Source organism: Segatella copri (assembly GCF_051861805.1).
GTDB lineage: Bacteria > Bacteroidota > Bacteroidia > Bacteroidales > Bacteroidaceae > Prevotella > Prevotella copri_M.
On record NZ_CP146520.1, the window covers coordinates 2616162 to 2633046 of the forward strand.

Sequence of the window (16885 nt, forward strand, 5' to 3'; positions counted from 1 at the left end):
AAATCAAGTTCGTCCTGCAAACAAAATCCATCCATATAATCACTTTTCTGAATATTTTTTGTATTTTTGCAGATATATTGCGCTAATATGGAGGTTGAGCATGGCTTATCCTCCAGGATAAAAATAATCAAATTAATTAGGATAAAAATGAGAAAGGAATCAAGAGCAATGGATAGCCAATGGGCATTGGAAGTAATGCACAAGGCTCCGTACATGACAGCAAGTTTCATTGACGAAGACGGTAAACGCAAGCAGTATGATAAGGAAGGCGTGGAGATGAAATATGGCAGAATGGAATAAACTCCGATAAAGGTAATATCTTCCGAAAAAGGTAATATCTTCCGAAAAACAGGTATAAGAACATTAAGGAAATCTGCATACCTTTGCACCAGACATTAAATATAAGATAAATATTAAGATAGAATGAAGAAAATAATCGTAATTTCTACCAGTCTGCGTACTGGTTCAAACAGCGACATGCTCGCTGATCAGTTTATCGAAGGTGCTGAGGCTGCAGGTCATGAAGTGGAAAAGATTTATCCTGAGAGCCATCTTGCCGGCACTCTGTTCTGCGGTGGTGTTGTCGCTCCACGTACCATTGAGGGCAACAAGAAATTGCAGGAAGCATACGAGTTAGGTAAATCAGTCAAGGGATAGAGGATCAACTATTGATTCTTATGAAAAAAATTTGCAACATTTATTATATTAACAACTATTTCACTCAATATAATGGCACAACAGAAAATAGTACAGACAGCAGGGCGCACCCAACTGGGTGAGTTTGCCCCAGAGTTCGCCCACCTCAACGACGACATCCTCTTCGGAGAAGTATGGAGCCGCAATGATCTGCTTTCATTGCGCGACCGCAGTTTGGTAACAATCACTTCGCTTATCAGCCAAGGAATCACCGACAATTCGCTGAAATATCACTTGCAGTCGGCAAAGAACAACGGAATTACCCGCACGGAAGTGGCAGAGATTATCACCCACATCGCCTTCTACGCCGGCTGGCCTAAAGCATGGGCTGCCTTCAATCTGGCAAAGGAGGTATGGAACGAGGACATGAAAGGCGAAGATGCCAAGGCTGCTTTCCAGCGCGAGATGATCTTCCCTATTGGCGAACCCAACACCGCTTACGCCAAATATTTCAAGGGCAATAGTTACCTTGCGAAAATATCTGATAGTCAGATACCTTTCTTCAATGTTACCTTTGAGCCTGGTTGCCGTAACAACTGGCACACGCACCACGCCACAAAGGGCGGCGGGCAAATGCTGGTAGGCGTAGCCGGACGCGGCTGGTATCAGGAAGAAGGCAAGCCTGTACAGGAGATTCTCCCAGGCACAGTCATCCATATTCCTGCCAACGTGAAGCATTGGCATGGTGCTGCAAAAGACAGCTGGTTTGCCCACCTCGCCTTTGAAATACCTGGCGAGAACACCTCCAACGAGTGGCAGGAGGCTGTGAGCGATGAGGAGTATAACAAGATTAAATAACAAGATTAAATAACATTAATTCAAGTTTTGCAAGTGATTATGAAGGAATTTTTCTTTAATACCATACAGGAGTTCAATGACTTCATAGGGGTGAAAACACTTCATCCTCTGGTGAGCATTGCGCGTGTAGAGAACACCTCTCCTATTCAGGAGGCTGTGCATCACTACGGACTTTATGCCTTCTTCCTGAAGGAAAACAAGGGGTGCAAATTGTCATACGGCAGAACAGAATATGATTTTGACGAGATGACCGTAACCTCGTTTGCTCCAGGACAGTCGGTTAAAGTGGAACCTAATCCAGGAGTACCATTTGCCAAATATACGGTATTGATTTTCCATCCCGAGCTGCTCAACCGCACCCAGCTTGGCAAGAACATCTCCCGCTATGAGTTCTTCGACTATACAAGCAACGAAGCACTACATTTATCCGCTGCCGAGGTAAATATCTTCCGTGATGTGCTTTCAATGATTAGTCAGGAACTCGAGCATCCTATAGATAGACATTCGCGTGAACTCATCGTTTCTAACATAGAGTTGCTGCTGAACTATTGTCTGCGCTTCTATGATCGCCAGTTTATCACACGCGAGGAGATCAATCATTCGGTGGTCAAGAAATTCATCTCTCTACTCGATGAATACATTGCCAAGAAAGCGATGCGTGAAGGATTGCCTACCGTAGCCTACTTTGCCGACAAATGCTGCTATTCAACTAAATATTTCGGTGAATTAGTCAAGACTGAGACTGGCAGAACTGCAAAGAGTCTGATCAACAACCGACTGCTTTCGGCTTCCCGCCAACTACTTGTGGATGAAGCCTTAACCATCACACAAATCAGCCACCACCTAGGCTTTGAGTATCCTCAGCACTTCGTCCGCTTTTTCAAGGCACAGACGGGCAAGACACCAAGCGAGTATCGCAAAACTGCGTAAATATGTAAATATAACGAAGCATCAAATGTGGTGACCTTCATCTGATGACCCCCACCTACTTTCCGATTTCAGCATGAATGAAGATTCGGATAGTAGATGGGGCTTTTTTTGACTCAGAGAAAGAATATCACCTTTTTTTACATCTTCCAAACAGTCACTTACAGTCGATTAAAACGAAAGTTAAAACGGATAAATCTTGTTAAACAAATCATCTTTTACCACTTATGTTCATACCTTTGCACCCAAATTTATAATCAAAAAATGGATATTTTATGTTCACATAAGGATAATTCCTTAATGTAAAAAGGATAATACAAAGGATAATTCCTTAATGTAAAGAAGGATAATATTTTAATTAAATAAGAGAAGTTATATGAGAGAAAATTCGGAAAGTTCAGTAGCCTGCCATCATCGAGTAGGCTTCCTGGGATTGCTCATCACTCTGGGCATTGTGTTTGGAGATATAGGTACATCCCCACTCTACGTGATGAAGGCCATCCTGCACACGGGTGAAACCATCAACGAGAGCACCATCCTGGGTGCATTGTCGTGCATCATCTGGACACTCACCCTGCAGACCACCATCAAATACGTATGTGTGGCGCTGCGTGCCGACAACAATGGCGAAGGAGGCATCCTCGCCCTCTACGCCCTGTTGCGCAAGATGAAGAGAAAGTGGATTTACCTGTTGGCCATCATCGGTGCTAGCACCCTGCTGGCAGACGGAATCATCACCCCTGCCATCACAGTTACCACAGCCATCGAAGGACTCGAAAGCATCAGTCCCCACCTGCCAGTCATCCCCATCACACTGGGCATCATCACCATCATCTTCTTTGTGCAACGCTTTGGCACAGAGAGCATTGGCAAGTCGTTCGGAGTATTCATGCTGATATGGTTCCTGCTGCTGGGCGTAACGGGAGCTTTCAGCATCACCTCTTATCCATTGATTCTGAAGGCCTTCAACCCCTACTATGCTGCCATGCTGCTGGCAAAATCGCCAGAGTGGTTCCTGATTCTGGGCGCCGTGTTCCTCTGTACCACCGGTGCTGAGGCTCTTTACTCAGACCTGGGTCACTGCGGCAGAAAGAACATCACCATCAGCTGGCTTTTCGTAAAGGCCATGCTCATCCTCAACTATCTGGGACAGGGAGCATGGGTGCTGAACCATATTCAGACTGCCTCCTCCGTGAATCCGTTCTTTTCCATCATGCCGCAGAGCATGCTGATTTTTGCCATCATCATGGCCACGGGAGCGGCAATCGTTGCCAGCCAGGCACTTATCAGCGGCACTTTCTCCATATTGAGCGAAGCCATGAACCTGCACTTCTGGCCACGCATGCGAATCAAGCATCCTACCCATGTAAAGGGACAGCTCTATATCCCGGTAATCAACCTCGCCATGTACATCGGTGTGGTTCTCATCATCCTGCTCTTCCGCGACTCCTCGCACATGGAGGCAGCCTACGGACTCGCCATCACCATCACCATGCTGATGACCACCCTGCTGCTCGGTTTCTACCTGCGCACCAAGGGTGTGGCGCGCATCTTCATCCTGCTCTTTATGGGCGCATATTGCGTTATCGAGGGCATTTTCCTTGCCGCCAACCTGTCAAAATTCCTCGCAGGAGGATGGTGTACGATGCTTATTGGCGGAATCCTGTTCCTGATGATGTATGTATGGGTCCGCGCCATCAAGATCCGCCATCAATACATCAGTACCAAACCGCTGAATGAGTATTATCAGATTATCTCCGATATCAAGGCCGACGAGAGCATCCCCAAGTACGCATCCAATCTGGTTTATGTGAACCATGCCGAGAAGGAAGGTGCGGTGGATGACAAGCTGCTCTATTCCATCATTAACAAGCAGCCCAAGCGTGCTGACCATTACTGGCTTATCAATCTGGAATTTGCAGATACTCCAGACACGCTGGAGTACAGTTGCGAGACCCTGGTTCCCGACACCCTCTACAGTGTAACCATGCGCATAGGTTTCCGCATTGAGCCTAGGGTGAGCCTCTATCTGCGCCAAGTGGTAGAAGACCTGGTGGCAAGCAGGAAGGTGGATTTGAGAAGCACCTATCCTTCGCTCCGCAAAAACGGAATTCCTGGCGATTTCCGCTTCATCATCATCCATCGCGTATATTACCCGGAGAGTTCCGACAACCGTCAACAGAACCTGCTGATGACCATCTACGCCCTTATCGGCAAGATAGGCATTGACGAGCCTAAGGCTTTGGGCCTCGACACATCCATGGTGGTGGTAGAACGTGTTCCGCTCATTATCAACCAGCGCAACAGAAGCATCAGGCGCATCGCACAAATTGAAGAAGAATAAATTGAGAAAGAATTTGTTGATTTTTCAATTTATCGATTAAGGTATGTAGATTTGGTGGGGTTCATCAGATGAACCCCACCTATTTTGGTGCCCTTCATCAGATGAAGGTCACCATTTTTTTCGAAATCCATCGTATTACATCAAGTCACACTTCTCTTCAGTATTCTTTTCAACCTTCTCGCCAGCCTTCAGGACGCGAGCCTTGTAGCCGAACTTCTCGAAGCCCTTCTGAAGCTTCTCGGGAGTAGTCTTATCGGCATTATATTCAACGGTTACCGTCTGGTTAGGAACCGAGGTCTCGATACTCTTGATACCCTTCTCAAAACGGAGGTTGCTCTTAATCTTGTTCTCACAAGCCGCACAGTGCATCTGAGGGGTTGTTGTGAAAACCACAGTCTTGAAGTCGGTATAGTAATACTCGGCATTCAGCTTCAAAGTCTTGGAAAACAGAGGGATATAGAAGGCCGTGCTCACCCCATAGTTCCAGGCCTCCTCCTGCTTCAGACCATCACCTGAAAGCTGAAGTTCTCTTCCACTCGCCAGCAGATAGTTGTACTCCGCCAAACCGAATACCGTGCGATAGCCCTTTCCGGCAGATAATCGGATGCTGACAGCATCTACAGGCGAATACTTCAAGTGGAAACGAGGTGTAAAGAAATTACCATAGATGGAGCTATGGTCTAAACGCACACCTGCCATCGCCGTGAGCTTGGAGCCTAAAGTATAGGTATATTGGGCGTAAGCACCGGGAGTAGTCTCCTTCTCGTTCAAGCGCTGCATCTCAGGCAAGATATAAGGATGATTACCATCTATCGACGCATAGGGAATGACATTCACATTCGTGCGCTGCCCCAGATAATCATGGTTCACGCTCAACCCCACGGAGAGATTGTGCTGCTGGGTAAAGTTCGTTTCAAACATCAGCGAACCATAGAGATTCTTCTCGTTGAGATAATAAAATTTATTTCCATACTGCGCATCCAATTGGTGCATAGAAGCCAAAGCCATTATTATGTTGAACGAACGTTTCATACCTTATTATATATTATCCTTTACTACTACACTATATATATATGAGCCACTTTAAGAAGCAGCTTCTCTTCAATCAGCAAAGATAATACAAATCCATGGAATTGCTTTCAACAACCTAAGAAAAATAACAATCTTTATATTTTTTTCAAAAGAGATGTAAGCCTCAATCAAGGTTGAAAACCATAACACAAAAAAATAGGACCTGTTTCACAACAGATCCTATCACATACTTACTAAAACTAAATTAACCACTAAAAAAACTAATATCTTTTTTTTTCCTTAGAGGAAAAAACTCCTTGACTTACAAAACAACAAAGAGGATATTACCTCTTCGAGAGGTTCACCAAACCTCTTCTCCTAAAATCCATTTGCAAAGTTATGCAATTTATTTGAATTCGCCAAATTCTCTAAACTTTTTTAAAAGAAAGTGGCGAATATTAATACATTTTAAAACTTATACCCCACTGTCATCAGCAATTGATGGCGATTGTTATCCACTTTGCACGAAGTTGGGATATTGCTCAACGCTGCATTCTCATTCACATAGCTCATAAACGGATAGAAATCGCCCTTCTGGGTAGTATACTGATAAGCTACATCAATATTCAGATTCTCGTAGTTGAAACCCACACCGCAGGTAAAGCGATTCATCGCCTTCCAGTTGGTATAATCTGTAGAAGTAGCAATATCTACTCCATTGCTGCCAATCGACTGATCACGATAGGCATTCTCTCCGAACATCGGCGATACATAGTTGTAACCCAGACGCAGAGAAAGCATGGAGGTAGGCTTGATTTCCGCTCCCACCTTCAAGGTGCTTACGCCCTTCAGGTTGGCACGGGTATCAGCATTCATCACATCATCGCTGCTGCTGGTCTCGTAATAATCGCCCCAGTAGTAATCGTAGTAGCCGCCATCCTTCACGCGGTTGTCCATGTGGTCGTACCAGGCATACTCGTAGGTAGCACCCAGGGCAAGATAGTTGCCCACGGTATGACCCATGCTGACACCCACCTTCCAAGGAGTGTTCAAGCGGAAGTCGTAATCCACAGTCTGTCCCTTATCACCCTTTGTATAGCAAGGCACATTGACGATATTGCCGGCTGCATCCTTATCCTGGAAAGTAGCTGGTGCTTCACCGCCATACATACTCAGATCGTGGGCTGCGCTGAGCGAGAGATCGTAGAACACAGGAGAATTGACGTAGGCACCGATGCGGAAAGGAGACTCCTCTACCGGACGGAAGATGACACCAGCCTTCACGTCATAACCCGTACCCGTAATCTTGATTTCCTCGTAGGAATCACTGTAGTTGCCATCCACCAGATTCTCTGCATAGAGGGAATTACTGTTGTAATGAACATCGTGCAAGCCGATGGTAAGACCGAGCCATACTCTATTACCGATAGAACCGCTGATATTGAAATCGTAGCTGCCGATGTAGCCATGCTGATACTGGCCGAAGAGATAAGACTGGGCGTCGGCGAAAGCCAGGGCACCATTGGAAGTGACATTGAGCAGACCGTTCTGATAATTGCCTGCATTATCCTTGTAACCGCCAAAGTTTGCATCCACAGAACTCCATCCATCCACGCCCTCGGCATGCTTGGCTGCAGTCAACTTGTTCTGCGAAGCCTTCGTGAGCGTATTGGCTGCGTTGAGGAGCTGTCCGAAGTCGGTACTCTTATGATAATTGAATGCGAGATTGAGCGCACTGGAGTTTCTCATCTTCGTAGACCAGACGATGCCTACCTGGTCGAAGGTTGGATGACTCTTCTTGCCCTTGATATCTATGGTAGAATAGCCAAGGGAAACGCTGTTGTCTGCACCGCTCTGGGCGATGACGCCGGCAGAGAGGGAAATCTGATTCTTGCGGAAAAGACCTACACCGGCTGGGTTGGTGCTGATGGTGGAGATGTCGGCACCCAAGGCCTCCATCGCTCCACCCATACCTACATAGCGGGCGGTACCCGTGAGTTGGCTGGCAGCCAACTTGGTATCCTGATAGGTTTCCTGCGCAGTGGCACTCATGGAAGCCACGAGTGCACTGGCAAAAAGTATATGTTTCAAATGATTCATATTATTTCTAATTTTAATTGTTTATAAAGCTTTTGCCCTTTCAGGGCGTATTCATAAAAACCACTATAACCCAGGGCGATGCCCTGGGCTAGGAGCTTTTGCCCTTTCAGGGCGTGCTGGCAAATGGCAAATCCTTTCAGGGCGTATTTATCGGCGACCTCCGAAGCTGCCGCCACCAGAGCGACCGCCGCCTCCAAAGCTGCCACCACCGGAATGGCCACCACCGAAGCTGCCACCTCCGCCTACGCTGCCGCCACTGAAGCTGCCGCCATTACCAAAGCTGCCGCTGTTGCCGAAGCCGGAATTACTGCGCGTTCCGAAATTGGAATTATTGTTGAAGCCATTGTTGTCACGGCGCTGACCGAAACTGCGGTTGGAACCGCTTCTGCGGGTATAGGTATTCCTGTTGCCCTGCGATCCGCCATAAACATATCCATGAGAAGCATCAATGCGACCCGGATTGTTATATCTCTTGACGCCGGCAAAACCGCCATAGCTTACATGCCCAATCATCGGACCACCCCAGTACCAAGGACCATACCAGCCGCCCCAGCCGTAATACCATGGGTCATACCAGCCACCATACCATCCGGCGTAGCCATAATACCACGGATCATACCATGGGTCGAACCATGGGTCGTACCAGCCCGCATAGTAGCCGTAGCGCCAAGGATTGTGCCATCCCCACATGCGCGAACGCCAATAATACGGACCATAGCCATAGTAGCCGTAGAACCACGGATCATAATAGCCATCCCAGCGGCTCATGCGGCGGGTGCAGTCGAAATCCTCATCCTGGTTGATGTATTTCTGGGCAAAATACGCATCATCATAGATACTGTCGGGCACCACGCCCTTGCCCACATGAAACTGGATGATGTCGTTGCCGAGCGAATCGGTGCCCACATGCTCAAAATGACTGAAGATGCGTCCGCCACGGTTATACTCATCCACATCACGCCCGCTTCCACTCCAATACAGTGAGTAGATGCTATCTCTACGTGCACGCTGCGCAGCATACTGCTGCTGGAGGCGTGCCCGCTTCTCTGCCTTTTCCTGCGCCTCTTTCTTCGGGTTGAAGTAGAGGTCGTCGTCCTGCGCCATCGAAGTCAATGGCATGGCTGCTGCCATCAGGACTGCCAGAAGATACATTTTCTTCATCGTATATTTCTCCTATTCTTTAGTTTCGTTTTCCGAATCATCACGGCCTGCATATCCGTGAATCATCTGCTGAATTATATATGCAAGTGAGGGCTGAAAAACAGCCTTTTTCTATCTATATAATAATTCTAGTGCAAAAATATTGCTTATCTTTATGCAAAAATACAGAATTTCCCTAAAATAATGTAGGTTTTCCCCTATTTTTTTATAATTTTGCAGAAGATTTAAAATAATTCTAGCTTTTTTGAACATTCAAAGGCGTTTTATGACAAGAAATTAATACAAATTAAACATGAAATATTTAGTAGCGACATTCAACATCGAGACCACCGCCGACTTGATGCAAGCCTGCCAGGACCTGCTTGCCGACGGAGCTGCCGAGGCAGGATTCGAATCTTTCGAGGAAACGGAAACGGGCATAGAGGCTTACGTGCAGAAGGACCTCTTTGACAAGGAGGCACTGGACGAATACATCGCCGACTTCCCTATCATGGATACCCGCATCACCTACGACATCAAGGATGCCGAGGACAAGGACTGGAACCAGGAATGGGAGGAGCAGGGCTTCGCCCCTATCTTCGTAGCCGACCAGGTGGTCATCTACGACGCCAAGCATCCTGAGCTCTACCCCGACACCAGCAACCGCCCCGACATCATCGAGATTGGCATCGAGGCGAAGCTTGCCTTCGGAACCGGCAACCACGAAACCACCCGCATGATCATCTCGCAGCTGCTGCAGATGCCGGTGAAGACCAAGCGAGTGCTGGATTGCGGCACGGGAACGGGCATTCTGGGACTCACCGCCTCCATACTGGGTGCCAAGGAAGTGGTGGGCTACGACATCGACGAATGGAGCGTGGAGAACGCCAAGCACAATGCCGTGCTGAACGGCGTAGACAACATGGAGGTGCTCTTCGGCAACTGCAATGTGCTGAACCACGTGAGCGGCGTTTTCGATGTGGTGATGGCGAACATCAACCGCAACATCCTGCTCAGCGACATGCGCCTCTTCCGCAGCGTGATGAACATCGGCGGAACCCTGATTCTGAGCGGTTTCTACGAGGAAGATGTGCCGGTGCTGCTGGAAAAGGCGGCAGAACTGGGACTGCACGAAGTAACGAGACAGGTGGATAACAACTGGACCTGCCTGGTGCTGGGATAAAAACAGCTCTAGAGATTAGAAATCGCTTTGGGGATAAAATATAAAACAAATAAAGGCTGATTTTCCGGATTTACGGGAAATCAGCCTTTATTCGTTCTCATCAAATACCTTTTCGCTCTTGTTGCTTCCGATGCAGAGTTGTTTCAAGTCGTAATAGCTGCCGTTGTAGATATCGAAATCCACGTAGCCCTTGATGCCAGGCAGCTTTCCGGCATCAGTATGCTGCCAGAACTTCCACTTGCCCTTGTATTGCACCTTATCCACGTAATAGTGGGCTATCCAGTAAGGATAGTCATCGAAAACGGGCGCACTCAGGTATTGCTCCTTAAACTTATAATAGGTGTAGATGATAGGTTTCACATGATACCTATCCTCCACGATATGCAGCCACGTAAGCACATCACGCTGGAAATCTTCCACACTCTTGTCATCAGGCTTATGCTCGATGTCGAGCACCGGAGGCAGGTCGCCATCCGTAAGATGCACCTGATCCAGGAAATAATACGCCTGGTCGCGGGCAGAAGATTTGTTGCTCCAGAAATGATATACGCCACGGATGAATCCGAAATCACGTGCCTGGTTGAAGTTAGACCGGAAATTCTCGTCCAGTCGGCTGGAACCCTCGGTGCTCTTGATGATGACAAAGCGCACAGGGCATCCCTTGATCATCGCACCCTTCAAGCGCTCCCAATCAATCTCACCCTGATAATGGGAGATGTCGATGCCATGAATCTCATAACCCTCGGGATAAACCTCGTCGCCATAGAGCGCACGCCAGCGGAATCCCGTAGGACTGACGAAGAAATGATAAAACAGGAAGACGTAGAGAACGACTACTGCCGTTCCGCCTATCCACCAAGCCCAGCGGGGATAGCGTCTGAAAACAGAAGACGAACGCCTTCTGCCACGAGAGCCACCACGCCGAGCAGATGTACTCTTCCTCGCCATAGTCCCCTTTTTCTGTGTAGAAGCCGTTCGTCTTGTTGACATATAAAATATATGAGTATTTTTATATTACTTATATAATATACTTATATTTCGTATATTACTTGGCCTGCTCCAACTGGAGAGTCTTTGTGGTCTGATCGCAAACCTCAGATGGACCCCAGTACTGGATAGGACCTGGATATACATAAGCTGTCTCCTTAGCCCACTGCTCACGCTTAGAAGCGAAGAACTTGAATGGAGCACCGTCGAGCTCTACGAGAGCCTTGCGGATAACTGGCTTGTTAGCACCGTTACGACGCTCGATGTTCATCATCATTGTGATAGGCACACCACCGGCAATCCACTCAGCAGCAGGAGCTGTTGTGTTCTTGATAACAGACATGTAGCCAGTCTTGCCGTTAGCGATGAGGCGAGAAGCGTTGTAACCGAGTGAGTAGCAGTAGTCAGCATCGTAGTTAGAAGGAGCTGCGCAACGTCCCTCGTAACCGAAGAAGTGGTGCTGAGCTGAGAACTTACCTACGAACTTACCCTCCTTCTTCCAAGCAGCCAACTTCTCAGCTACCATGCGAGAGAGCAACTTCTCTGTCTCGATGAGAGATACCTGTACGTTTCCGTGAGGGTCACGGTCGAGGCAAAGCTGGCGAGCTACGTCTGCTGGCAATGACTCCAATACAGCGAGGTTGTCCTTAGCGATAGCGCCCTTAACGAAAGCAATCTGCTCCTCAGCGCTGGCAAACTCACGGCTCTCGCCTGTTGCAGGGTCTGTAAGAACCTCGTTCAACTCTGCGATGAGCTTCTTGATAGCTGGGATGAACTCGATCAAGCCCTCTGGGATGAGAACTGTACCGAAGTTGTTGCCCTCAGCAGCACGGTTAGCTACGGCTGTAGCAATGTATGTTACAACGTCATCCAAAGACATCTCCTTAGCCTCTACCTCCTCAGAAATCAAGCAGATGTTTGGCTGAGTCTGGAGAGCGCACTCAAGAGCGATGTGAGAAGCTGAACGACCCATCAACTTGATGAAGTGCCAGTACTTGCGTGCAGAGTTACAGTCGCGCTCGATGTTACCGATGAGCTCAGAGTAAGTCTTGCAGGCTGTATCGAAACCGAAAGATGTCTCAATCTGCTCGTTCTTCAAGTCACCGTCGATAGTCTTAGGGCAACCGATTACCTGAACGCCATACTTCTTGGCAGCATAGTACTCAGCGAGAACGCAAGCGTTGGTGTTAGAGTCGTCACCACCGATGATAACGAGCGCCTTGATGCCGAGCTCACGGAGGATCTCGATACCCTTCTCAAACTGGTCTTCCTTCTCCAACTTTGTACGGCCAGAACCGATGATATCGAAACCACCAGTGTTGCGGTACTCGTCCATGATCTCAGAAGTAATCTCCATGTAGTTGTGATCTACGAGACCACCAGGACCGAGGATGAAGCCATAGAGCTTGTTAGCTGGGTTGAGAGACTTCACGCCGTCGAAGAGACCAGAGATAACGTTGTGACCGCCAGGAGCCTGACCGCCAGAGAGGATAACACCTACGTTGAAAGCAGGGAGTTCCTTAGCCTCGCCAGCCTCGAAAGTAATGACAGGCATTCCGTAAGTGTTAGGGAACAACGCCTTGATTTCATCCTGGTTACCTACTGACTGTGTTGCCTCACCTTCAACAGCCTTTACTGGACCCTGAAGAGCCTTTGGCAACTTTGGCTGATAAGCCGCTCTTGCAATCTGCAATGCACTTTTTTCCATAATTCCTTTTTATATTTTAATTAGTTGAAACTTCAAAAACACTGCAAATTTAAGGTTTTTCTACGAGATACGGAAAGAAAAATGCTAAAAATGCGTTAATTACGATATTTTTTTTGATTTTCTATTGCTTTTCCAGAGATTTTTATTATCTTTGAGCATTGTTTTCAACCAATTATTAATTTAGAGAAAAGAAATATGGCTAACAAAAGAGATTTAAAACGAACAATCAACTACATCACCAGCGAGCTTTTCGCTGAGACTGTAGCAGCGTCTTTGTACAACGGCACACAGCAGGCCGACGTTGATGGAATCCTTTCTTCCATCGTCATGGTGAATGATGATTTCATCAAGAGAGTGTCTCATCCTGAGCCGGGCATCAAGGCGGGTGATTACTACAAGAACCTGACCAAGGACTTCAACAAGCAGGTGAGCGAGATTATCGACCAGATTGCTACCTTGGGATAAAGAGGATTGCTGAGCCTGGGATAACAGGATTTTAGCAGATACACCTATTTATATATAGAACAAACGATAAGGAATGATAAAAGACATTTGTCAGTGGGTATTATACAAACACTTGGGATGGAAGAAGGATATAACCGTAGGCCATCCCAAGAAGTTCATCATTTGCCTGGCTCCCCACACCAGCAACTGGGATTTCATCATAGGCCTGCTCTTCTCCAGAGCTGAGGGCATCAAGAGCAACTTCCTGATGAAGAAGGAGTGGTTCTTCTGGCCGCTGGGTCCCATCTTCAGGAAGCTGGGCGGTGTGCCGGTATGGAGAAGCAAGCATACGAGCATGACCGACAATCTTGCCGAGACTGCCCGCAAGCGAGATTCCTTCGGCCTCTGCATCACGCCAGAGGGCACCCGTTCGCTCAATCCGGAATGGAAGAAGGGTTTCTACTTCATTGCCCTGAAGGCTGGCATCCCTATCCTCCTCTACGGTGTGGATTACGAGAAGAAGCTCATCCAGTGTACCAAGGTCATCATCCCTTCGGGAGATGTGGAGAAGGACATGAAGGAAATCAAGCTCTACTTCAAGGATTTCAAGGGAAAGAAACCCGAGAAGTTCACAATTGGAAATATCGACTGATGGAATCGCCCTGAAAGGGCAAAAGCTCCTAGCCCAGGGCAGCACCCTGGGTTTAATCGGCGATTAGCAATGCGCCCTGTAAGGGCAAAAGCATTAAAATATGATTTAAGAAAGTGAAACAAAACAGAATTATAAAATATTGTCTGATAAGCAGTTTGCTTATTCCGGCTGGAGCAGGAATCCAGGCTAATGCCGCTGCCAAAGCATCGCCAAGCATGGCGAAGACTGCCGCTGCAAAAGTCTCGCCAAAAAAGGCGAAAACTGCCGCTGCAAAGGCTGCCGCCAAAAATGCAAACCGATATGACGAGGGCAACAGCAACGCCTGGGAAGACATCGAATACGATGACGACCCATGGGTGTTCAACAGCTCCCGCCCCTACTTCGTGACTGCCGGCTTGCAGAACCGACACCTCTCATTGTGGGCTTCTCACGGACGATATTGGGATGCGGAGCGCGGATGGAAATGGCAGCGCCCCAACCTGTTCTGCACCAACGAAGACCTCTTTACGCAGACCATCGTGGTGCCCTATCTCATCCCCATGCTCCAGAATGCAGGAGCCATCGTCTTCACTCCTCGTGAACGCGACTGGCAGCAACAGGAAATCATCGTCGACAACAACGACAGAAGATCCATCTCTTACATCGAAGTGGATAACTCCAAGAAATGGAAGGATTGCGACTCCCTGGGATTCGCCAACGCCAAAACCCTGTATAGCGATGGAGAAAACCCATTCACCATGGGTACAGTAAGACAAGCCAAAGCCACTAAGAAAAAGAAGAAATATAGCCTCGTCAGCTACCAGCCTAAATTCAAGGAGGCTGGCAAATATGCCGTATACGTAAGCTATCAGACCCTGCCGAAGAGCGTGCCCGACGCTAAATACATCGTGTACCACAAGGGACAGGCCACCGAGTTTACCGTGAACCAGCGAATGGGTGGCGGAACCTGGGTGTATCTGGGAACCTTCGACTTCGACAAGGGATGCAACGAGTTCAACCGGGTGGTGTGCACCAACCAGGCTTCCAAAAGAGGCGTTGTCACCACCGATGCCGTACGATTCGGCGGAGGCATGGGCAACATAGAGCGCGGCGGCGACGTGAGCGGACTGCCACGATGCCTGGAGGGAGCCAGATACTACGCCCAGTGGGCAGGCGCTCCCTACAAGGTCTATGGCGGCAGACAAGGCAAGAACGACTATGCTGACGACATCAATACCCGTTCGCTGATGACCAACTGGCTGGGCGGAGGCAGCGTATACATGCCTGCCCTCAGCGGAAAGAAGGTGCCGATAGAACTCTCGCTCGCCCTGCACAGCGACGCAGGCTTCAACCCCGACGGCAAATCTACCTGGGGCGCACTCGCCATCTGCACCACCGATTTCAACGACGGGATGCTCAACAGCGGAGTTTCGAGATTCACTTCAAAGGATTTTGCTAAAGCATTGCGTGACAATCTGGTAGAAGACATGAGCCAAACCTTTGGTGCATTCGGCAAGCGATACCTCTGGGACCGCAACTATTCTGAGACCCGACTGCCCGAAGTGCCATCGGCTATCCTCGAAATGCTCTCTCACCAGAGCTTTCCGGATATGCGCATCGCCCAGGACCCGATGGGCAAGTTTACCATCGCCCGCTCCATCTACAAGACCATCCTGAGATTCGTGAACAGCAACCACGGCGAGGATTATGTGGTGCAGCCACTGGCGCCCAACCACTTCAGCGTGGAGATAGATGAGTTCGGATACGCCAAACTCACCTGGAGCCCGCAACTGGATAAGCTGGAGCCAAGCGCCAAGCCTACCCGCTACATCGTTTACAAGGCAGAGGGCAACGGCGGATTCGACAACGGAACCCTGGTGCGTTCGCCACAGCACTTCGTGAAGCTGGAGCCGGGAAAGCTCTACAACTTCCGCGTGGCAGCCGTAAACCAGGGTGGCGAGAGTTTCCCATCAGAAACCCTCTCGGCCCTCTACAATCCATCAGCCTCGCAAAAGGTATTGGTGGTCAACAATTTCCATCGTCTGGCTTCGCCACAGGTGGTGGATAACGACACCTTCCAGGGCTTCGACTTCGACAAGGATCCGGGCGTAAGCTACGGGCTCACGGCAGGCTGGAGCGGCAAGCAGCTGATGTTCGACATCAACAAGATGGGTCTGGAAACCACCAGCGGACTGGGCTATTGCGGCAACGAGATGGTAGGTCAGTTTGTGGCAGGCAACGACTTCAACTACACCGAGGAACATGCCCGTGCCATCGCATCGAGCAACAAATACAGCATCGCCAGCTGTTCGAGCGAAGCCATCGCATCGGGCAAGGTGAAGATGACCGACTATCAGGTGGTTGACCTCATCAACGGCTTGGAGCGCAACGATGGCTACACCCATCAGTACTTCAAGACCTTCACCCCAACCCTGCAGAAGCGCATCAGATATTACGCCCTGAACGGCGGCAGACTGCTGATAAGCGGTTCCTACAACGGCAGCGACATGCAGACGGAAGAGGAACAGAATTTCATGAGCGACATCCTGAAGGTGCATTACGAGCCTACGGGCACGAAATTCATCGTTCAGGACATCAACCCCGAGGATTCCACCATCACCGAGCGAGACAGCATCGTAGGCACCGACCCTATCATTGAGGGACTGGGTAAGGAATTCAGCTATTACAATCAGCTGAACGCCCGCCACTATGCCGCCACTCATCCCGAGATTCTCAAGCCGGTGGGCAGCACCGCCTTCTGCGCCATGCGATACCTATCGGGCACCAGTGCGGCTGTGGCCTACAAGAGTAGCAGCTACCGCACCTTCACCATGGGCATCCCGCTGGAGTGCATCAGCGATGAGAAGACCCGCCACAGCATCATGCTGGGTATCCTCAATTTCCTGACGGAATAAT

14 protein-coding genes are annotated in these 16885 nt (G+C 48.8%); 9 read left to right on the top strand and 5 right to left on the bottom strand.

The genetic code is table 11. The annotated features are described in order from the left end of the window. Window positions 1-147 precede the first annotated feature (147 nt). The 5 genes from V8Z93_RS10295 (at window position 148) to V8Z93_RS10315 (ending at window position 4765) form a co-directional block, all read left to right on the top strand. Window positions 148-300, top strand: a complete 153-nt coding sequence (locus tag V8Z93_RS10295) for a hypothetical protein (protein ID WP_294701600.1) — start codon at window positions 148-150, stop codon at window positions 298-300. Window positions 301-423: 123 nt separating this feature from the next. Beyond that, window positions 424-657: an NAD(P)H-dependent oxidoreductase gene (locus V8Z93_RS10300; RefSeq protein ID WP_295400177.1), complete on the top strand. Its 234-nt coding sequence runs from the start codon at window positions 424-426 to the stop codon at window positions 655-657. Between the two features lie 72 nt (window positions 658-729). Further along, complete coding sequence (locus V8Z93_RS10305) at window positions 730-1494, top strand: carboxymuconolactone decarboxylase family protein (protein WP_439431445.1); 765 nt, start codon at window positions 730-732, stop codon at window positions 1492-1494. 39 nt (window positions 1495-1533) lie between these two features. Beyond that, entirely contained in the window at window positions 1534-2424 is an 891-nt protein-coding gene (locus V8Z93_RS10310; RefSeq protein ID WP_439431446.1) for a helix-turn-helix domain-containing protein, read from the top strand. Window positions 2425-2797: 373 nt separating this feature from the next. Further along, on the top strand, window positions 2798-4765 hold the full coding sequence (locus tag V8Z93_RS10315; protein ID WP_439431447.1) for a KUP/HAK/KT family potassium transporter: 1968 nt from the start codon (window positions 2798-2800) through the stop codon (window positions 4763-4765). A gap of 135 nt (window positions 4766-4900) precedes the next feature. Here the strand turns inward: V8Z93_RS10315 and V8Z93_RS10320 are convergent, their stop codons facing one another. The 3 genes from V8Z93_RS10320 to V8Z93_RS10330 all read right to left on the bottom strand — a co-directional run bounded on the left by V8Z93_RS10320 (window position 4901) and on the right by V8Z93_RS10330 (window position 9037). Beyond that, entirely contained in the window at window positions 4901-5797 is an 897-nt protein-coding gene (locus V8Z93_RS10320; RefSeq protein WP_439431448.1) for a TonB-dependent receptor domain-containing protein, read from the bottom strand. A gap of 447 nt (window positions 5798-6244) precedes the next feature. Next, a complete protein-coding gene (locus V8Z93_RS10325; RefSeq protein WP_439431449.1) occupies window positions 6245-7876 on the bottom strand; it encodes an OmpP1/FadL family transporter in 1632 nt (543 codons plus the stop codon). A gap of 147 nt (window positions 7877-8023) precedes the next feature. Continuing rightward, window positions 8024-9037, bottom strand: coding sequence for a hypothetical protein (locus tag V8Z93_RS10330; RefSeq protein WP_439431450.1), 1014 nt, complete (start codon window positions 9035-9037; stop codon window positions 8024-8026). A gap of 292 nt (window positions 9038-9329) precedes the next feature. Here V8Z93_RS10330 and prmA point away from each other — a divergent pair, with 292 nt between their 5' ends. Then, the gene (gene prmA / locus V8Z93_RS10335) at window positions 9330-10199 is read left to right on the top strand and encodes a 50S ribosomal protein L11 methyltransferase (RefSeq protein WP_439431451.1); all 870 of its coding nucleotides are present in this window, start codon (window positions 9330-9332) and stop codon (window positions 10197-10199) included. Window positions 10200-10286: 87 nt separating this feature from the next. Here prmA and V8Z93_RS10340 read toward each other — a convergent pair whose 3' ends face one another. Together V8Z93_RS10340 and V8Z93_RS10345 are read right to left on the bottom strand one after the other, a co-directional pair. Further along, on the bottom strand, window positions 10287-11147 hold the full coding sequence (locus V8Z93_RS10340; RefSeq protein WP_203049460.1) for a glycoside hydrolase family 25 protein: 861 nt from the start codon (window positions 11145-11147) through the stop codon (window positions 10287-10289). Window positions 11148-11244: 97 nt separating this feature from the next. Then, window positions 11245-12894, bottom strand: coding sequence for a diphosphate--fructose-6-phosphate 1-phosphotransferase (locus V8Z93_RS10345; protein ID WP_439431452.1), 1650 nt, complete (start codon window positions 12892-12894; stop codon window positions 11245-11247). A 195-nt stretch (window positions 12895-13089) separates the two neighbouring features. Between V8Z93_RS10345 and V8Z93_RS10350 the strand changes: the two genes are divergently transcribed. The 3 genes from V8Z93_RS10350 (at window position 13090) to V8Z93_RS10360 (ending at window position 16884) form a co-directional block, all read left to right on the top strand. Beyond that, window positions 13090-13359 carry a hypothetical protein gene (locus V8Z93_RS10350; RefSeq protein ID WP_203040678.1) on the top strand — a complete coding sequence of 90 codons (270 nt, stop codon included), beginning with the start codon at window positions 13090-13092 and terminating at the stop codon, window positions 13357-13359. Between the two features lie 73 nt (window positions 13360-13432). Continuing rightward, on the top strand, window positions 13433-13990 hold the full coding sequence (locus tag V8Z93_RS10355) for a 1-acyl-sn-glycerol-3-phosphate acyltransferase (protein ID WP_439431453.1): 558 nt from the start codon (window positions 13433-13435) through the stop codon (window positions 13988-13990). Between the two features lie 113 nt (window positions 13991-14103). After that, a complete protein-coding gene (locus V8Z93_RS10360; protein ID WP_439431454.1) occupies window positions 14104-16884 on the top strand; it encodes a golvesin C-terminal-like domain-containing protein in 2781 nt (926 codons plus the stop codon). Window position 16885 lies beyond the last annotated feature (1 nt).